At 48.8% G+C, this 17,537-nt stretch carries 14 protein-coding genes and 1 pseudogene; 8 read left to right on the forward strand and 7 right to left on the reverse strand.

Going from position 1 to position 17,537, the window contains the following annotated elements:
• Positions 1 to 5 precede the first annotated feature (5 nt).
• The 4 genes from BMX17_RS21175 (at position 6) to BMX17_RS21185 (ending at position 5,666) form a co-directional block, all read left to right on the forward strand.
• Positions 6 to 1,055: a DUF354 domain-containing protein gene (locus tag BMX17_RS21175; protein WP_092663835.1), complete on the forward strand. Its 1,050-nt coding sequence runs from the start codon at positions 6 to 8 to the stop codon at positions 1,053 to 1,055.
• A gap of 94 nt (positions 1,056 to 1,149) precedes the next feature.
• Positions 1,150 to 2,154: a hypothetical protein gene (locus tag BMX17_RS21180; protein ID WP_092663837.1), complete on the forward strand. Its 1,005-nt coding sequence runs from the start codon at positions 1,150 to 1,152 to the stop codon at positions 2,152 to 2,154.
• Positions 2,151 to 4,073: a hypothetical protein gene (locus BMX17_RS25405; protein WP_139203631.1), complete on the forward strand. Its 1,923-nt coding sequence runs from the start codon at positions 2,151 to 2,153 to the stop codon at positions 4,071 to 4,073. Before BMX17_RS21180 ends, BMX17_RS25405 begins: the two co-directional genes overlap by 4 nt.
• Positions 4,074 to 4,253: 180 nt before the next feature.
• Positions 4,254 to 5,666 (forward strand): oligosaccharide flippase family protein, encoded by a 1,413-nt coding sequence (locus tag BMX17_RS21185; RefSeq protein WP_092663839.1) that lies wholly within the window; start codon positions 4,254 to 4,256, stop codon positions 5,664 to 5,666.
• Between the two features lie 406 nt (positions 5,667 to 6,072).
• Here the strand turns inward: BMX17_RS21185 and BMX17_RS21190 are convergent, their stop codons facing one another.
• The 6 genes from BMX17_RS21190 to BMX17_RS21210 all read right to left on the reverse strand — a co-directional run bounded on the left by BMX17_RS21190 (position 6,073) and on the right by BMX17_RS21210 (position 13,639).
• Positions 6,073 to 6,819, reverse strand: coding sequence for a class I SAM-dependent methyltransferase (locus BMX17_RS21190; protein WP_092663841.1), 747 nt, complete (start codon positions 6,817 to 6,819; stop codon positions 6,073 to 6,075).
• Between the two features lie 326 nt (positions 6,820 to 7,145).
• Positions 7,146 to 7,772: a glycosyltransferase family 4 protein gene (locus BMX17_RS26440; protein WP_170845509.1), complete on the reverse strand. Its 627-nt coding sequence runs from the start codon at positions 7,770 to 7,772 to the stop codon at positions 7,146 to 7,148.
• A 778-nt stretch (positions 7,773 to 8,550) separates the two neighbouring features.
• Positions 8,551 to 9,489: a glycosyltransferase family 4 protein gene (locus tag BMX17_RS21200; RefSeq protein WP_170845510.1), complete on the reverse strand. Its 939-nt coding sequence runs from the start codon at positions 9,487 to 9,489 to the stop codon at positions 8,551 to 8,553.
• Positions 9,480 to 10,277, reverse strand: a complete 798-nt coding sequence (locus BMX17_RS21205; RefSeq protein WP_092663845.1) for a formyltransferase family protein — start codon at positions 10,275 to 10,277, stop codon at positions 9,480 to 9,482. Before BMX17_RS21205 ends, BMX17_RS21200 begins: the two co-directional genes overlap by 10 nt.
• A complete protein-coding gene (locus tag BMX17_RS25410) occupies positions 10,270 to 11,193 on the reverse strand; it encodes a polysaccharide deacetylase family protein (RefSeq protein WP_139203632.1) in 924 nt (307 codons plus the stop codon). The genes BMX17_RS21205 and BMX17_RS25410 overlap by 8 nt, the downstream gene beginning before the upstream one ends.
• A 76-nt stretch (positions 11,194 to 11,269) precedes the next feature.
• A complete protein-coding gene (locus tag BMX17_RS21210; protein ID WP_092663847.1) occupies positions 11,270 to 13,639 on the reverse strand; it encodes a hypothetical protein in 2,370 nt (789 codons plus the stop codon).
• A 156-nt stretch (positions 13,640 to 13,795) separates the two neighbouring features.
• Between BMX17_RS21210 and BMX17_RS21215 the strand changes: the two are divergent.
• Positions 13,796 to 14,741: pseudogene (locus BMX17_RS21215) on the forward strand (NAD-dependent epimerase/dehydratase family protein).
• On the opposite strand, the gene BMX17_RS21220 reads toward BMX17_RS21215, so the two are convergent.
• Positions 14,727 to 15,176 (reverse strand): hypothetical protein, encoded by a 450-nt coding sequence (locus BMX17_RS21220; protein ID WP_092663849.1) that lies wholly within the window; start codon positions 15,174 to 15,176, stop codon positions 14,727 to 14,729. The pseudogene BMX17_RS21215 and the gene BMX17_RS21220 sit on opposite strands and share 15 nt — an antisense overlap.
• A 169-nt stretch (positions 15,177 to 15,345) precedes the next feature.
• Here BMX17_RS21220 and BMX17_RS21225 point away from each other — a divergent pair, with 169 nt between their 5' ends.
• The 3 genes from BMX17_RS21225 (at position 15,346) to BMX17_RS26445 (ending at position 17,532) form a co-directional block, all read left to right on the forward strand.
• Positions 15,346 to 15,852: a hypothetical protein gene (locus BMX17_RS21225; RefSeq protein ID WP_092663851.1), complete on the forward strand. Its 507-nt coding sequence runs from the start codon at positions 15,346 to 15,348 to the stop codon at positions 15,850 to 15,852.
• 102 nt (positions 15,853 to 15,954) lie between these two features.
• Positions 15,955 to 17,229 carry an IS4 family transposase gene (locus BMX17_RS21230; RefSeq protein WP_092663853.1) on the forward strand — a complete coding sequence of 425 codons (1,275 nt, stop codon included), beginning with the start codon at positions 15,955 to 15,957 and terminating at the stop codon, positions 17,227 to 17,229.
• A 132-nt stretch (positions 17,230 to 17,361) separates the two neighbouring features.
• Positions 17,362 to 17,532 carry a hypothetical protein gene (locus BMX17_RS26445; RefSeq protein WP_170845511.1) on the forward strand — a complete coding sequence of 57 codons (171 nt, stop codon included), beginning with the start codon at positions 17,362 to 17,364 and terminating at the stop codon, positions 17,530 to 17,532.
• The last annotated feature ends 5 nt before the right edge of the window (positions 17,533 to 17,537 follow it).

A 17,537-nucleotide genomic window follows, 5' to 3' on the forward strand; every position in this document is an offset into this window, starting at 1 on the left:
CGGTCATGGCCACCCCTACCGCATGGGTCGATCTCGCCAGTCCCTCGCACCCGTTCTTTTTCAAATCGCTGTCCGATGGCCTCCCAGACGTCGAGGTTCGAACGACCGTTCGGGACAAGACGGAGACCGTCGATCTGACGAGAGAAGTCGGATTCGAATACGACGTCGTCGGACGCGACTTCGATAACACGCTCCTCCGGAAAGTCGGGATTCCGCTTCGGACCGGGCAGCTCGCGCTATCCGCACCCGACGCGGATGTCTCGCTCTCGTCCCGGAACGCGATGTGTATCCTCGCCTCGAAGGCGCGCGGAATCCCGTCGATTCACTTCACGGACAACGATATCACGGCACACGTGGACGGGCTCACCTCCGAAAAGCTGTATAACCGACTGGAAGCGATGGCGACACACAACGTCGTCCCGGCCGCCTTTGAGACGACGGAATTGACCAAGCGTGGAGCCGATCCCGATAGTATCCATACATATGATGGATACAAAGAGGACATCTACATCGCCGGTTTCGACCCCAACCCGGAGTTCACTGACCAGTTCCCGTTTGAGGAGTACATCGTGGTGCGCCCGGAGGCACTCGATGCCGCCTACGTCGACGCCGAGCGCTCGCTGGTCCCCGAACTCCTCGCTGGAGCCGCCGAACGCGACCTCCCCGTAGTGTATCTGCCACGCGGACGCGGCGACGAGGCGTACGCGGATCCGTACGACGGCGACGAGGTGTACGTCCCCGACAGCGCGCTGAACGGATTGCAACTGGCGTGGCATTCCCGGTGTATGCTCACCGGGTCGGGGACGATGGCACGCGAGGCGGCATGTATGGAAAAACCGGCCGTCTCCTTCTTCCCAAACACGCTGTTATCCGTGGACCAAGAGTTGATAGCAGATGATAGAATGAAACATTCCAGAGACGTCGATGAGATTCTGGAGTTCATAGACTCCCTCACCTCTTCTGATGTAGAGCCCGATCTGTCTGGATCTAAGCGGGTCTCGAATGAGGTGGCAAAGTTGGTTACCAGATTAATAGACAATTCGGCCAAGAACTGAATTTATACATTTATACCAGCATAATGATCACTACGCCAGAATCGTATTGTATGAATAGGCTTATGAACGATAGAACTCTGCTGATAGATTAATAATGCCCGTTGATTTTACGCAGTGGGTTGACGAGTTCCGGGAGAACTTTTGTGACTCCCCTAAACGTGCGATCATGCAGGCTCTTTGGTGTTCTTATCTCGGACTGTGGTTCACTGTAACATCGCGGTTCACTTTCGGTCAAAAAATATACGAGCGCGATTGGGATGCGCTCATACTCTTGGATGCATGCCGCTCTGATGCGTTGAGAGAGGTAGCTCCGGAATATGACTTTCTTGACCAGTCGGAGATAGAGTCGGTCTGGTCTGTGGGCAGTGGGTCACTGGAGTTCATGTGTAAGAATTTCACGTATGAATACGAAGACCAAATCAACGAGACTGTTTACACTGCTGCGAACGGATTTCTGAACCGAGCGTTCGTTGAGCACGAGTATGCACCCAGCGTAGCCATTCCATTTGGATGGCCCAGATACAATGTAGTGAGGGCGGATGATTTCAAAGAACTCACTAATGTTTGGGACTCCCGGTACTCGGAGCAACTAAAGAATGTCCCTCCCTGGGAAATGACAGATGCGGCTATCTCTGCGGGGCGTCGTAATCCCGACGCGAGTAGGTATATTTTCCATTTCACTCAGCCGCATATCCCCCATATCAGCGAGGCAGTTGAAGAGGAACGATCGGTAACCGAAAAAGAAGCTGACCCTTGGAAGTACATTCGACGCGGTGATCTTAGCTATGAGGTGGCGTACGAACGATATCTAGATAATCTCCGAATAGTGCTGGACAATGTGGAGACTCTCCTGGAAAACTTGGATGTAGATACGGCTGTGATATCTGCTGATCATGGCGAAGCCTTTGGGGATTGGAGAATTAACGGTCACCCGACCGCCTTCCCACATCCTAATGTAAAGAAGGTCCCATGGATAGAGGTGACAGCAGAGGACCGTAATACTCGCCAACCCGAACCTATCCCAGAGGAAGTAAACAATTGCAAATCGATTTCAGAATCTACTGTACAGCAACAACTTGAAGACCTCGGATATATATGAAGACTGGGCTGCGAAAGTATTCCACAACCGCGCTAAAAGATTATAAAATACTCTCTATAATCGCTATTATTCTTGGAATAGTCGGAACCTCACTCAATATCGTCGTTACAAACCCCTATATTGTGACTTTTCCACCCGCCTTGTTAATTTCTGGACTGATTAGCTATACGACTGAGTACAGAGCAAATCAACCTACGCTATCCCCAGATTTAGGTATCAAACCACTACTCTCTCTCCACCTCTTTATTAGCGCACTAATCATAGTCCTATTTAGTTTGACAAAAACCCGGGGAGAGATAGTCTTACTACTGTCTGCAGTACTCGTTGGCCTAACAGCACTCTCGATCGTCAAAACTGACAACCTCTATTTTCAGCTCGCGCTGATACTGTTAACCGGCCTCGTAATTCGTGCAACTATATTATTCTCATCGCCTGTTCCTCTGGGAAATGATACACTCTTCCACCAAAGAATGGCGGGAGAGATTGCACAAGCAGGTGATCTTGTTCCCTTAATTGAAGAAAACTCGAAACACTTCGATATACCGCTCTATCACGTGTTTGTCTCATCTGTTGTAATACTAGTGGACCTGGACCCACAGCTTAGTTCTTTTATCGGCATAACTATTCCGAGTCTGGTTGTACCAGCACTGGTTGTTACCTGGATAGTAAACCGGCATTTTGACTCGACCGCTGCGGCTATCTCTGCTTTCCTGGTCGTCACCACCGATTCAGTCATTCGGTGGAGTATCACACCCTCTACGACTACGTACGGATTCATACTTGGTGTGCTGATACTAATGACAGTGATTTTGCAGCGGGAGCACAGAATTCGCTATATATTCGCTTTCTTGATTATCGCACTTACCTTCTCACATCAGACTACCAGCGTTATAACCCTATCAATTGTCATATTATACGCTATTGGAAAGGTTTTGTCAGAAGATGAAATACACATCACTACACCAATTCTATTTGGTCTATTAGTAATCGGATCGTTTCTTTTTGCGCGAATTAATGGACCAGGTGGGGACTTGACCGTCCTGGGAAAGCTAGCTTTGGTCATCGGGTCGTCTATTCAATTACTATCCGTTGACACAGGTGCCAGCTTTCAGATTCCACCGATGGTCAATGCACAACCGGGAGGGACAGCCTCTCTGTCTTCTATTCAAGTCCTCGGACCTGCCCTGTTATTTCTATTCGGAACGATCGGCTCACTCACTGTTTTAAGATCTGATTCTATTTCGGATCACGCCTGGAACCAGATCTACAAACTTCTCTTGGTTGCGGCAGGACTCTTTATACCAATATTTATCGGCCCACTAGTTGGGTTCACTCTACTTCTCCCGTACCGCTGGTTCCCATTTGCGTATTTTGTCCTTGCAATACCAGCGTCTCTCGGGTTGATAGTAATTAGTAAAAAAATTCCGTCAATCTCGTCTGGCTACTTAATTCTGGCATTGCTATTAGTCTCCGGACTTGTTATGGGAGGAAACTACTTCGGCAGCTATGAGGATCCAGTGTTTGATGAGGATCCGGGCGCGATTCGCTACGAATACACTGAACAAGAAGTGAGTATGTTCTACCATGCAGCCAGATATTCAACTGGGCCCGTTCGTGGCGACACTGTAGCAACGATAGTGGTAAATCGCCATTTTGACACTAAGACTGCTCGAGGGTTACACTACAACTATGACAAGCGGGGGTATTCTGGTGTTCCCCGGGAAACCCTCGTCATTGACCGACCATATGCCCATACAAACCACGCGTGGTATTGGCTAACGTATAGGGGGAAAACTGGATCAGTCATCGGTGAGTTACCTCGAAATGCACTAAGCTGTGCTGAAGATATCGTTTATGATTCAGGAGGTGAGAGGTATAATGGACACCTTCTACGCTATACGCGGACTTCCTGCTACTGAGTTTATCTGGACTTAAACTCAAAGTGTATGTGCGCTTGTTCAAAAGCGAGTGATATTCATCTCCTCCTCCATGTCTAATATGTCTATCTGAATTGGCAAAGTTCATTGCCTCGTTAATATAGCTTCCATACAACACAGATCTCCAAGACAACGAATGTATAGCAGCTACTTCATCTAAATATGAGATTTAAAAGAGAGATAATAACGGTATTCGGCTCTTCGATTCTCCGAAATGTCGCCACTTTTGTTGCTGTGGCCTATTTCTCCAGAGAGTTGGGCCTGGCCACCCTTGGTAGCTTTTTCCTCTTCCAATCAATTCTGCTGACAGTTTCGATACCAGTTGATTTTGGGATAAAGATCGGAGTTGAGAAACGCATTAGCGAGGGAAATTCTCCTGCTGATACACTCGCTACAGCAATCGTGGTAAAATTTATTTTACTACTGTTGTCAATCGCTGCTATATTTGGATTTAGTGGTGTAATAAACTCTTACGTGGGTGAAAACGTTGCTATCCTACTTGCTATTGCTCTGATTCTGAATGAGTTGGGCCAATTAGGAAAACACACACTTCGAGGGGAACAACGGGTGGGGGTGGGAGCGATACTTCAATCCATTCAAACTTTGATTTGGGCCCTATTTGGTGTTGGCCTTACGTTATTGGGTTTCACGAATTTTGCCCTCTTTTGGGCTTACCTGATAGGACTGTTCGTTATCTCCTTTTTCTATTGGTATCAGGTAGATACGAAAATAGGGAACCCATCAATATCCCATGCAAAGGCTATCGTAGGCTATTCAAAATTCGCACTAATCGGATCCCTTGGAGGATTAACATACAACTGGGCCGACATTATACTCTTGGGATTTTTCATCTCTCAATCTGCAGTCGGCGCATACGAGGTCGCATGGCGGGTGTCTGCAGCGTCACTGCTGTTAACTAACGCTGTACGCACGACGGTTTTTCCGAAGGCAAACGAATTAGGCGAAAAAGGCGAGATCGAGCAGCTCGAACGTCTCGTCGAGTCATCCCTGATCCCTTCTTTTTATTTTGTTATCCCTGCTGCGATAGGAGGTTCAATTATTGGCGGCGAAATTCTATCTCTTGCATTCGAAGCGGAATACCCCTTGTTGAATATCGCACTGGTGATTTTATTGATCGAAAAGGTGCAGAGAGCCCTTCTGTTACCACTGATTGGGCCAATGCATGGAATCGGTCACGTAGACTATGGTGCATACACGACTATATTTGGACTTGTGACAAATATAATGTTTAATTTATTACTAATACCTCCGTTCGGAATTCTGGGAGCAGCAGTTGGGACTACTATAGGAAGCACCGCTACCACCACCTCATATGTTTGGTTGCTGTCGAATGAAATCTCGATATCAATTCCCACCAAAGAAATAATTTGGCTTGGTTTATCTGGGTCAGTTATGGGAGTAGCGATATTTACTGTAAAACCATTATTGCTCCCAATATCTCTGATTGATCTTACTGGAATTATAATTGGAGCCGCAATAGTATATATAGTAGCATCTCTATCAATTCGCAAAGTGCGAATTGAACTTCGAAATACTCTCCAATCGATCATTTGAGGACTCCGTTGAAAGCGGTATGCCGAGAGCGGAGAAACCAATCTAGTGAGTTGAAAAAGACGGTAGTTTTATGCTAGTGAGTACACCGTTATTTGATATAAGATCCACAGTTGTCGCTTGTTCAGAAGGCGACCGCTGGCTGCTAGCGATACCACGCCGCTTCCAATTGACTTTAAGTCACCGGGAGGACAAGTCCCTAGTCGCTACTCCCCACTTGCGGCGTGACGTTTCTTTTCGCCAGAACTTTTGATATAATATAATTTAATAAGTAACAGTATATAAGACGAAACGACTGACTGCATCAAAACGGTTACAAACTGTTGCGAGAAAGATTCTTGAGCCGATCTGAACAGCCAAAAGGGTGATACGGATTTGAAAAGCCTGCTGAGTCACCTTCATGCAAAAATTATGATTCAGGTGGGTCATTCCGAGCTATATAATATTGGTACAGACCAAAATTTGGAGCGAGATTCCGTTCTGTAATAGCATCAGATATTGGCCGGAGTGTACGTTCTAATCCTGTATTGAAGCCCGGGAGTGAGTAATAACTACCTCGGGCCTCTTTTATTTGCAAATCATTTAATATTGCATTTTTCAGTTCCTGAGGTGGTATCCAGTTCTCAACGAGTTGACCATCAGCACTTTCATACGCGCCGGTAAACTCAGCAAAATTAAGAATAAAATTCATAATACGAGAATATGGGGAATTTGGGTTTGGTGTTGATATAACCAGCCAGCCACCGCTGGTAAGAAGCCTTGTGATTTCTTCGATAGCAGCTAACTGTAGCGAACGCTCCGGAATATGTTCGATTACTTCAGAGCATACGACAAGATCAAAGGTTCCGGATTTGAATGGTAGGTATGGCAAAGCAGCTTCTGCAAAAGATGCATCCGTCTTTTCGATTGTTTCCTCCATGAGTGGTGGTTCTGTGATATCAATCGCCATCACATCCTCGAATCGGGTACTGAGAAAGGTCGTGTTCCGTCCAGAGCCAGAGCCGATGTCAATCACCGAGGCCGTACTGTCAAGGGGGATTTCGTCAACAAGCGAGTGAAGAATTTCATATCTCTGCTGATTATCGTATGTAAGATCTGAAGCCTCGGAGAAGTACTCCTGATAAAACTCTCGTGATTGTCGCATCTCCTCGTTCATATATTATTGGGGGAGTGGAACAATATAAGCTAATTTCGACTGTAGAATCTGACCCGGAAACATCGATACAACAGGCTGCGAATATTCGTCTTCGCCTGAGAGCACTCAGGTCTATTTAATGCGTTACTGCTGGCTATCGTTGAATAGTCACATGTATAAGATCCACAGGTTAACAATCTCTCCGAAATATATAAGATATTAAATCTTAGTAAGACATCCGCATGTTTTTCAATCCACACTATTTGTGGGCGCATCACATATAGATGCCCCCAGGAGTATTGGTACTCCCTCTCACCCGAATGGGATATTAGTATCCAAGAACAGGTCTATTCATTGAGTACCGTCCTTTCGTGTTTGTCTACAATGATCTCCCAGTCATAATTCTCAGCAATTTTTAAACCACGTTTGCGGATATCTCGATTTTTCTCATTAGATTCGATCGCCTGCTCAAGAGTGTTTAACAGCCCTGGCTGAGTTCCATCGTAGAGATAGCCACTAACGCCATGTTCTATAAGGGACTCATGGGCAGGTATTTCGGTGGCGATCACAAGACATTCTGCAGCCATATATTCTAGAATCTTTGCTGGGAAGCTGACTTGATACGACTCAATATCTTGAAGCGGGGAAATGGCGAAGTCAGCTGCGGAGAGTAGTTCCGGGACAGTCTCATGCGGAACTCGCCCCACCCACTCTATGCTATCCGTAACATCGCGGTCTACGGTCAGTTGTTTAAGGGAACTAACATACGCTTCCGGACCATCTCCAACTACCTTGAACTGCAGATCATGGTTACTGTTTGAGACAGTTTCGATCACATGTTCTATGCCCCGGTTCTCTGTAATCGATCCCACATAGACTATTTCCCAACCGGTTTTGTTTTGAGTGGTAGTAGGGTTCTCTCTCGAAAACAAATCCAGATCTACACCCATCCCGATTATCGTAGCATCTGACATATCCACTTCATACATCTCCTCAGTTAGACATCTGATTCCATCAGTCAAGCATATAATACGGTCACTCGATTTCAAGATGTGACCAATGATCTTCGAATAAAGTTGATACCCGTATTTATATACGTACGATGAAATAGATCCCTCTCTGTCTCTCCCACTCAAAAAGTCCTGACTCTGCCTGACAGGAACAGATTGCAGCCCGGCTACTAATCTACCAGTAGAAAATTTGGATGCAACCCACCCTTGGATAAGAGACGACTGGAAACAGTACACACAATCGTAATCACCTTTCAAAGAGATTATTGTCGACAGAATAGATGATATCAGAATAAAAAGAACCCCAGAAACGATAGGTGTATTACCGACATTAATCGCTGTCAAGTTCACGTCTTGAAGTGCTTCCCTGTTATGGCCATCGGGGTATTTTCGGCAAATAACACTGATTTCCTGAGATCGGGCCATCCTCTTGGTTAAGTTATGTGGAACTGTTGTTCCGACTGGATTCGTTACATCCTGATGGTGTATAAATAGGATGCTGTCCTTTTTTTGTACCATGATGTATTAAGTGATCAAGTTACAGCTAGTGTCGCAAAGCCGACTAGAGTTTATCTCTGGTTGATTCAACTGAGATGTCACAGCCCATTGCTGTTTTGGTCGATTGTTGTAGTAACTTGTTAACTTAACCTAGTACAGTTAAGCCGAAGAAGTACTGATCAGGAACGGTAAGAGTAACTGCAGAAGCACGTTGAGAGGCGTAGATCGCAAATACAGTTCCATATCATTGACGACTCAGTGAACCGGAGAGGACCTCCTTGTATACGTCCAGAATTCTATCACCCATCGTTTCAAGACCGAATTTATCAGCTTCATCTCGTCCGTTTGATCTGTCTCCCATAGATAGAACGGTTGTTAGTGCCGTTACTAACTCGTCATTCGTTGAGACGACTTCTGACGGAGTCACTCCACTTAGCATCTTTCTTATATTCCCTACGTCCCGTGAGATAACCGGGAGGTTACATGCCATAGCTTCTTTGACTGTATTCGGAGACCCTTCATTATCCGAGGTGATCAACAGTGCATCGGCGGCGTTCATATAGAATGGCATCTCTTGATACTCGACATCGTATACAGCCTGCAACTTGACCCCTGTTTCCATTTTATCATCGACTTCATCGACAACGTCCTTTGCAAGTTGATAGTTTTTATTTCCTCTGTAGGGAGCATATGGAAAGAGAACGTGTTTCCCGTCATCCCACCCAACCCTCTCTCGAGATCTATCTCTGGGGTATGGCTTAAACTGGGCAAGATCAATACCGTGCGGAATAACGTAGGAGTCCACGGGCAGCTGTGAGGCCATCTCTTCAGTCATGACAATTACTGCGTCGAAGTATTTTGCAGACTGTTTTCCCACTATGCCGTAGCTATCGTGTACGTCACTTCCCCAGAGTGATAGAACGATAGGCCGGCTTGGTTGAGCTATTGCGAACGGTCCGGTCAGCCCAAAATTCGCATGGACTATATCGTAGTCTCCCAAGGATTCCCTGAGAACATTTGGGTAGAAAGAGAGGTAATCGAAACCACTTCGGGAGTCAAATTGGTCTTCTCTCCCGGGTACCTGTAGCGTTACCTGTTCAATCCCTCTAGATTCCAATATAGATACCTGTTGTCTGTAGAATGGACGCGGGTCAGTAACTAAATTAAGTATTCTCAGGTCCATTTCTCTTTCAAGATTCCTTTTGTATTTTTTAATATAAATAGTAGCACGGGCTTTCCTTTCGGGGTTGAATACAGCTGCCCAAGAGTTTTGGGTTCCTGAATATCACCATCTTGAACAGCACGTACAGCATCTATGATTACATCGTCTGAAGCCCGGTATAATTCCTGCTTGATCGACTCCCATGTGTACTGATCACTTATGTCAACAGTCTCTGATGCTGCTACCTTCCCTGCATCAAGTTCTTCAGTGAGCTGTTGTACAGTGACACCTGCGGTTTTTTCACCATGAATGAACTCCCAGAAGCCCATTGGACGACCACGGTATTCCCGTATATCACCGTGATGGTAGCTAAGAACACCATACTCTAATTCCGAAAGGATAGGCCCTACCAGGAACCCAAAGCCGAATCGAACACCGACATCGGCATGCTTTGCAGCTTTCTGGGCTGTTTCCGTTGGAATCTTTTGTTTCCAGCCATCAATTATTTCAGGTTTGACCGATATTTTATACAGATTGTCTGCATCTATGATTGTTTTTATAGGGACTTTTTCTTCACCCTTGATGTTGTCCGATGCTAAAGTGCTAACTATGTTAGCAACTGCCCACTCACGGATCTCGATACCACGTTTCACCGTCTCAAATAACGTCCGGGTATTCTGGTACTTGCTATACACTACCATTTTAATATCGATCCATTCACACTCTTTCAATTGTTCTACCGTATTTGCCTGCCACTGACAAACCTCTTTTCCATCAACCAATAAACATACATCCATACAATTACTCATACATATCGGGAAGTTCTGACATTGTTTTAATCATAAGATCACTCTCCTGTATACCATCTAAATAATCAAAGTATTTATCGATGACTTCCCACTGGTGCTCATTGCTTAGGTCGTACAGATGACACCACAGGTGGAGTGGTGTCCCTGAAAGAAATGCACGTTTGGTTGACTTTTTCAGATACTGTAGATGGATCTTTTTACGTAGTGAGACTGGAATCGGTCGAAATACAGGGTGAATCTTGCTGGACTGTCCAGCAGGGAGTGTCCCCGCGGTCAAAGACGGATATCTTGTACAGTAAGTCTCGAGGATACCATCACTAAACTTCGGCTCCCACATCGGATGGGGACCGATAGTTAATTGCTTAAGTCGGTGTAGTGGTGTGAGAGTCTTATTCTCCTTAGCATACCGTGCTACTTTGATTCCGTTCTGTTTGAGGGTCCTATTAGAAGGTTGCCGGTGGCGAGGCGGAACAAAAGACCTTACTACTTCATTGTGTAGATGTTGGTGAAGTTCCTGTATCTGTTGCAGTTCTTTTTCTATTAGCTCATTTGAAGCATCATCACAGAGGATATGGGAGAACGTATGTGTACATAATTCGTGATTAGCATTCGATCCAAGAACTTTATTCGCTATGTCTGGTGCATAGAAGAGAGGGTCAGACCTCTTGTCGGTTCCTGAATCTGCCTGAAACCACCCCTCTGGATATGGTCCATCATGATTCCCATCACACTCAGATAAAAGGAGATGCCCAACGATATCAAATGAGATAGGTATATCAATTTCCTCACTCTTTTCTATAATTTTGTCAAGATACTTTCGCTCTTCTTTCCCATCCTCTGACAAGTGGCTGCTTTTACGGATATCATGAACACCCCATCCTAGTTCAACTTCGATACTAATTGTTAACGTTGACATGGTAAGTGCCAAATTGGAAGCATTCTAGTTTGTACATATAATCTTATTGTCTATACATACATTAATAGGTTGGTATTTAATTTGGGATTCGCTCAGGCCCGGAATTGTCACCCTGGGACGGATCTGTGTCTACTCTTTCCCCAGACAATATATCACTGACGGTAACATTGTATGTTGAACCTCTGACCTCATAACTCCCCGGATATGAAACGACTACATGGAACTCACCGGTTGAGTCCACGTTAGTACTCCTTCTATAGGATATTTTTTGGGACTCAATACGGACAGTTGTATTTATAGCAATCGTTGTGTTAGGAGTCGCAGTTCCGACAAATCGCACTCCCGGCACTACTCGGAAAGCTTTTTTCGAACCATTGTTAGTTTGTCCGATAAACATGAAGTGACCTGATCCCTCCACGGACTCACTTGTGCTTCCGAATTGGTGGTGGAGGAGTTGATGAACTGAGTCTCTGGGTGAATCTCGCTGCTCTGTGACGATGAATCCGACACGGTCCATGTTGTTTCGGGCCCACTGGTCCGGATCCTGGTTCAGTAATAGGCCATGGTATGTTCTCCGGGCATAATCGTATGATTTGGACTCCCCGTTGACGAAGTAATTATAGACTCTGTTATCGCCCCAGTTACTGAGTACATAATTACGAGGATACTCTAACTCCTGCTGATCGGTATATTCAGAAATTTGCATCGACATCTGGTATGTATCCTCATCAACGGAGATTTGAGCTGTCTTCACGTACGTCTGCAATAGTCCCATACCGGCGAACAACAGAAATACTACAGCAAGCAGAGCGATCGAATGACGGTCTGGGAAGTGCAAATTCCGCGTTTTGTTACTGAATATCTCCTTTGATCGGGCGAGATCGACGCTTTCTGAAATATGGACTAGTCCAACTCCGGCGAAGATAGCGATGAATAACGAAAGTTCTCCTGAAAACCGTAATTTGACAATGGAGAGAGCGAACAGATACCATGTAAATGATACTGGGACAAGCCATGTAGGCTGACTTTCTCTGTATACTCGCAAAGTCACCAACCCAAGGAATGGGAGTGCGAGAAAGAGGAACAGACCGAATACCAAGACTGGCCCGAAAATCGAACCGAGCTCACCTGAGAATATTGATTGTGTCTCGGCAATATTATTCCGTACGGTAAGAAAGGTTACAAGCTGGTCTAAAGATCCTCTCAGGGCGGGCGCTCCGACCCAAATCGCCATGGGTCCTACAATAATCATCGATACAAAAATCGCGGATAACTCACTGGCAGTTCGATCATATCGGAGCCAGGTTTCACCGAGTATAACTGCGCCCAACCCACCGACAAACAGCAATAGAGGAGCAATTCCACGGTATAGGGCCATCCAATCAAGATAGTTGTAAGCCAGAAACGTAGGGACACTCCCAATAAACAATCCAAGCAATATTGACTGATTATTTAATAATGGCGAGATACCTGATCGAACGTCATCTAACACACGCCCAAGAACGAAAATACCAATCGGAACCAGAAGCAATGGACCACCACGCCAAGCGGCAGTCTGTGTGAATACGCCAATTCCAAGGCAAATAATTCCCAGTGGCGTGACCCAATTTGGCCACGCTCTCTCGGATTTGTTTGCGGCCAATACTGTAAGCGCGAGTGCCATCAGCCCCAGCCAAACGAAGTCGAACGCGTGGTGGTCGCCGAACCCAAGGGCTGTCCGATAGGCGTGGGCGGGTGTGACCGCCAGCGTCACCACCGACGCGAATCCGACCCGCCTGTCGTTCGTGACGGTAACTGCCAGGAGATACACCAGTACCCCGGAGAGCACAGCGGCGATCACTGGATACCACGCCAAGACAAGCCCCGACGCGGTCTGGCCGTCGCCGAGCAGGCTCGCGGCCCACCAGGTGACCACAATCAACAGGATGTCGCTGTTCGCCGCGTCCACGGGCAGCCGCGTGAGCGAGCCGGGATCAAACGCCTGGAGATCGCTCGCGAGCAAGGTATCGATCCAGTAGCGGTAGTAGTAGGGATCGTTGCCCGCCAATACGACGTGTTCACCGCGAAAGACGCTGTTCCACATGAAGACGATCCGCACTAGCGCGACGAAAGCCAGCGCACCACCAACCAAGAGGACCACCCGTCGATCTACTTCCGGAACAGAGAGATCCGACAGCGAAAACCCTTGGTCGGGTTCTTCGTCGGGCTCGACCGACTCGCCGTCGAGTGCGGCACGAATGGCCTCTCTATCCGCTACTTGATACCCGTCGTCGACTTCCTCGACAATACCACGTGAGACGACTTCACCGAACGTACCGGAGTCAAGCGAGATTTCGTCGAATGTCCAAGGTTCCTCGTCATCGACGTCCAGAAGCGCTTCGAGATCAGATTCGAGGTCGGGTTTCTCTGCGAGGAGCGAATCTACCACCTCGCGTACGTCGTCCATATTGGGTTAGACCCTGAGTCTCAGGGGAATAAAGCCACCGAAGCAAGTCATCTCCGCAACCACTTCGTGTCGAGTGGTTCGAAACACAATCTGATTCTGCGACAGATATTCGATCGGAGCGGAGAATACGTGCGCTTCGTGTTTGAATGCGAAGACATACAGGAAAAGTGCGTGCTTGTGACAGGAGGTGGGGGGGTTTATTGGTTCGAATCTGGCGAACCACCTAGCGGCCGACAACGAGGTGATCGCGCTGGACGACGGCTACCTCGGGACGCCCGAGAACCTGGACGACAGCGTGGAGTTCGTTGAGGCGAGCGTCCTCGAGGTAGACCTCCCCGTCGACGTGGACGCCGTCTTCCTCCTGGCGGCGCTGTCCTCGCTCCAGATGCACGAGGACGACCCACAGCGTGGCGCTTCGCGTCAACGTCGAGGGGTTCGTTAACACCGTCGAACAGGCCCGCTAGGCCGGGTGTGAGACAGTCGTCTACGCCTCGACTTCCTCAATCTACGGCAGTCGGACCGAACCCTCGCCCGAGGATATGCTCGTCGCCACGAACACCGGTTACGAGGCCTCCAAGCTCGCCCGTGAGCGCTACGGCGAGTACTTCGCCAACTACCACGACATCAATATGGCGGGCCTGCGCTTTTTCTCGGTCTATCAGGGCTACGGCGGCGCGGAACAACACAAGGGCGAGTACGCCAACGTCATTGCGCACTTCGGAGACGACATGGCCAACGGCGAGTCGCCGGTCCTGTACGGCGACGGCGAGCAGACACGGGATTTCACCACGCCGACGACATCGTGCGCGGCATCGAGACGACCGCCGACCACGAGTTGACCGGCATCTACAATCTGGGCACTGGCGACGCCTACTCGTTCAACACCGTCGTCGAGATGCTCAACAACGAACTGGGGACCGACATCGACCCCGAGTACGTCGAGAACTCGATCCCCGAGGACGTGTATGTCCACGACACCTGCGCGGACTACTCGAAGATCCACGCGGCGACGGGCTGGGAACCCGAGGTCGATTTCGAAGAGGGCATCGAGCGCGCCTGTGCCCAGTATACCAATACTGCCCCGGACTCAGGTGTCGGTTAGATAATCATCCAGACGCTGTTGCATCTCGAAGCGTTCGGTTTCGATATATGAGTCAATCTCGTCTTGCCAATCGGCATCTTCCGGCGACACCGACTGAAGTACAGCATTTTCTGCATTCCGCACACGTCGAACTGCATCTCGTCTCGCCATGTGATACTGACGGAGGTTTTCGTCCTGAGCGAACTCCCATACTTCCTGCCCGATGTCGGTCAGTTCATACACTTTTTTTGAAACACCATTTGGACGCTGCTCCAGTGTCTGTTCCCACAGTTCATGCTGAACGCCGACTTTGAGACGATCGTGGACAGTACTCGAACTTAGTAACAATTTTTCGCGAAGGTCCGTATGTCGCTGGGGTTCGTGGCCTATTTCGACTACGATCTCCATTGCTCCCTTCCTTTGGAGGAACTCAATAATCTCCTTGTCCTCAATCATTGTGTGATTTGAACATCGTCCGTTGCCGAAGTACTTTTGTGTTGCGAGCCAATATACAATATTGCTTGATTCAAACATAGTACTCTAGCAAACACAATCCGGCAGAGATTAAGTACGATATCATCACGGCTAACGATGCTCTCTGCCACTCCCTTTCGCTCCAAAATCTATGTCATCTGATGTACCTGCGGTTGCGGAAGCCCTGGTCACTCACGCAGAAGCAGTCTGTGACTACGCTGATCACCTTTGGCGGGTCGTCGGGAACCTCTCGGTTCCAACGGACCTACTGACAGACACACGAGATACGGCGAAGGTCACGTATAGTACCGAGCAGATGGTGCGCTGTTTCCTGTACGCAGAGATTCGAGAATTCTCACACAATGGATTGGCTGACCGACTCCATACGCGTCCGGCATTGTGCAAACAGTTTGGGTTCACGACGCCGCCGACACAGCAAACTCTCTCGGAGACGTGGCGGGCCCTTGATGACGAGACACAGCGTGTTATCGACGAATCGGCAATTGCTATCGCCCACGTCGCACATGAGAACGACGTAATCTCGGAGGCACTTCTGCCGACAAGTCCCGACGAAGACAAAAGAGACACCGACGAACAAGCTGCCAAGCAAGACCGCGAGTGGAAGCGCCAGAAGGCCACGAAGACCATCCGTCTTTAGCTAAGAGCAGAACCACGTGACAGCGACGGCTTATCGAGGCTTCTTTTCGAGAGGAATGAGGAGGCGACGGCTGTGCACACCAAAGCCTCCTCATCGAGAATCATGCGTCGGCTCACTACACTGTTTCCCTCCGAGTTCCTCGAAGAGCACGCCGAGGAACTCGGCGTGGTCGAGCGTGAGGGGAAGCTTCAGATTCCTGTCCTCTTGTGGGCGCTCGTGTTCGGCTTCGCCGCAGGCGAGAGCCGAACACTCGCTGGGTTCAGACGCTGCTACAACTCGACAGCTGATGAAACGATCTCTCCCGGTGGCTTCTATCACCGGTTGACACCGACGCTGGCGGAGTACCTCCGCGACCTCGTCGAGCACGGTCTCGACGAGGTCGCTGTTCCCGACACTGTTGACGCTGATATCGACCGATTCAGGGACGTGATGATCGCCGATGGAACGGTATTGCGGTTACACGAGTTCCTTTCTGATGAGTTCCAAGCCCGTCACGAGGAGCAGGCTGGAGCGAAGCTCCACCTGCTCCACAACGCCACCGATGAGATGATTGAACGGATCGACGTGACGGACGAGAAAACGCACGACAGCACGCTGTTCAAGACGGGATCGTGGCTACAAGGACGGCTCGTTCTGTTCGATCGAGCGTACTTCAAGTACCGCCGCTTCGCGTTGATCGATGAGAACGACGGCTACTTCGTGAGTCGGCTGAAAGAGAACGCGAACCCGGTGATAACGGTGGAATTGCGGGAATGGCGCGGCCGCGCCATTCCCTTGGAGGGCAAGCAGATCCACGATGTGGTCGATGATCTCTCGCGGCAGTACATCGACGTAGAGGTCGAAGCGGAGTTCAAGCGAGGCCAGTACGAGGGAACGCGGTCGCTGGATACGAAGCGATTCCGCGTCGTCGGCGTCCGCGACGAGGACGCCGACGACTACCATCTGTACATCACGAATCTGCCGCGAGATGAGTTCTTCCCAGAGGATCTAGCAACGTTGTATCGGTGTCGGTGGGAGGTAGAAACGCTGTTTCGTGAACTGAAGACGCAGTACGAGTTGGACGAGTTCGACACAAGCGACCCGGATGTGGTGAAGATTCTGCTGTATGCGGCGTTGCTGTCACTGCTGGTGAGTCGTGAGCTGTTGGACCTGGTCACCGAGCAGGCCGACGATGAGATTGTGTTTCCGCCGGAACGCTGGGCGGCGACCTTCCGGTCGCACGCCCAGCTCATCCTCCACGAACTCGGTGAGTATCTCGGCTACTCGCCACCGCCGTTGCTGGAGCGGCTGATCGAGGACGCTCAGAAGATCCACCAACAACGACCAATCTTACAGGAGACGCTCGCTACCGCTACACAACCGAGGTGTGAGTCTTAGCTAAAGACGAATGCCACGAAGACAATCGAACTCGCGCGCAGGTATGCCTTCCCTGTCTTCGACAGCGGTCGAGCAGACAACCGCACCTACGATGACAAAGCGATTTTGGAGATGGTTGCTCGGATCTGCACGATGGGCGAGAGCGCCCACGGCGAAGGCGAATACGGCTGGCTTACCGATGATGATACCACTGCCTCCGGCGATACGATTCTTCGAGTACTCAGAGGGTGTCATAGAACGAGTAGCACACCAAAGAGCAGGGTGAATGCTGAGGTGGATGAGCTCAGCGACCCTGCAAGATGATCCTT

Origin of the sequence: Halorientalis persicus (genome assembly GCF_900110215.1) — an archaeon.
Lineage (GTDB): Archaea > Halobacteriota > Halobacteria > Halobacteriales > Haloarculaceae > Halorientalis > Halorientalis persica.

Excerpts from the sequence above, each read along its gene's own strand:
- BMX17_RS21175 (WP_092663835.1), top strand. The coding sequence starts at position 6 with ATGGCCACCCCTACCGCATGGGTCGATCTCGCCAGTCCCTCGCACCCG.
- BMX17_RS21180 (WP_092663837.1), top strand. The coding sequence starts at position 1,150 with ATGCCCGTTGATTTTACGCAGTGGGTTGACGAGTTCCGGGAGAACTTT.
- BMX17_RS25405 (WP_139203631.1), top strand. The coding sequence starts at position 2,151 with ATGAAGACTGGGCTGCGAAAGTATTCCACAACCGCGCTAAAAGATTAT.
- BMX17_RS21185 (WP_092663839.1), top strand. The coding sequence starts at position 4,254 with ATGAGATTTAAAAGAGAGATAATAACGGTATTCGGCTCTTCGATTCTC.
- BMX17_RS21190 (WP_092663841.1), bottom strand. The coding sequence starts at position 6,819 with ATGAACGAGGAGATGCGACAATCACGAGAGTTTTATCAGGAGTACTTC.
- BMX17_RS26440 (WP_170845509.1), bottom strand. The coding sequence starts at position 7,772 with ATGTCAGATGCTACGATAATCGGGATGGGTGTAGATCTGGATTTGTTT.
- BMX17_RS21200 (WP_170845510.1), bottom strand. The coding sequence starts at position 9,489 with ATGGACCTGAGAATACTTAATTTAGTTACTGACCCGCGTCCATTCTAC.
- BMX17_RS21205 (WP_092663845.1), bottom strand. The coding sequence starts at position 10,277 with ATGAGTAATTGTATGGATGTATGTTTATTGGTTGATGGAAAAGAGGTT.
- BMX17_RS25410 (WP_139203632.1), bottom strand. The coding sequence starts at position 11,193 with ATGTCAACGTTAACAATTAGTATCGAAGTTGAACTAGGATGGGGTGTT.
- BMX17_RS21210 (WP_092663847.1), bottom strand. The coding sequence starts at position 13,639 with ATGGACGACGTACGCGAGGTGGTAGATTCGCTCCTCGCAGAGAAACCC.
- BMX17_RS21220 (WP_092663849.1), bottom strand. The coding sequence starts at position 15,176 with ATGATTGAGGACAAGGAGATTATTGAGTTCCTCCAAAGGAAGGGAGCA.
- BMX17_RS21225 (WP_092663851.1), top strand. The coding sequence starts at position 15,346 with ATGTCATCTGATGTACCTGCGGTTGCGGAAGCCCTGGTCACTCACGCA.
- BMX17_RS21230 (WP_092663853.1), top strand. The coding sequence starts at position 15,955 with ATGCGTCGGCTCACTACACTGTTTCCCTCCGAGTTCCTCGAAGAGCAC.
- BMX17_RS26445 (WP_170845511.1), top strand. The coding sequence starts at position 17,362 with ATGGGCGAGAGCGCCCACGGCGAAGGCGAATACGGCTGGCTTACCGAT.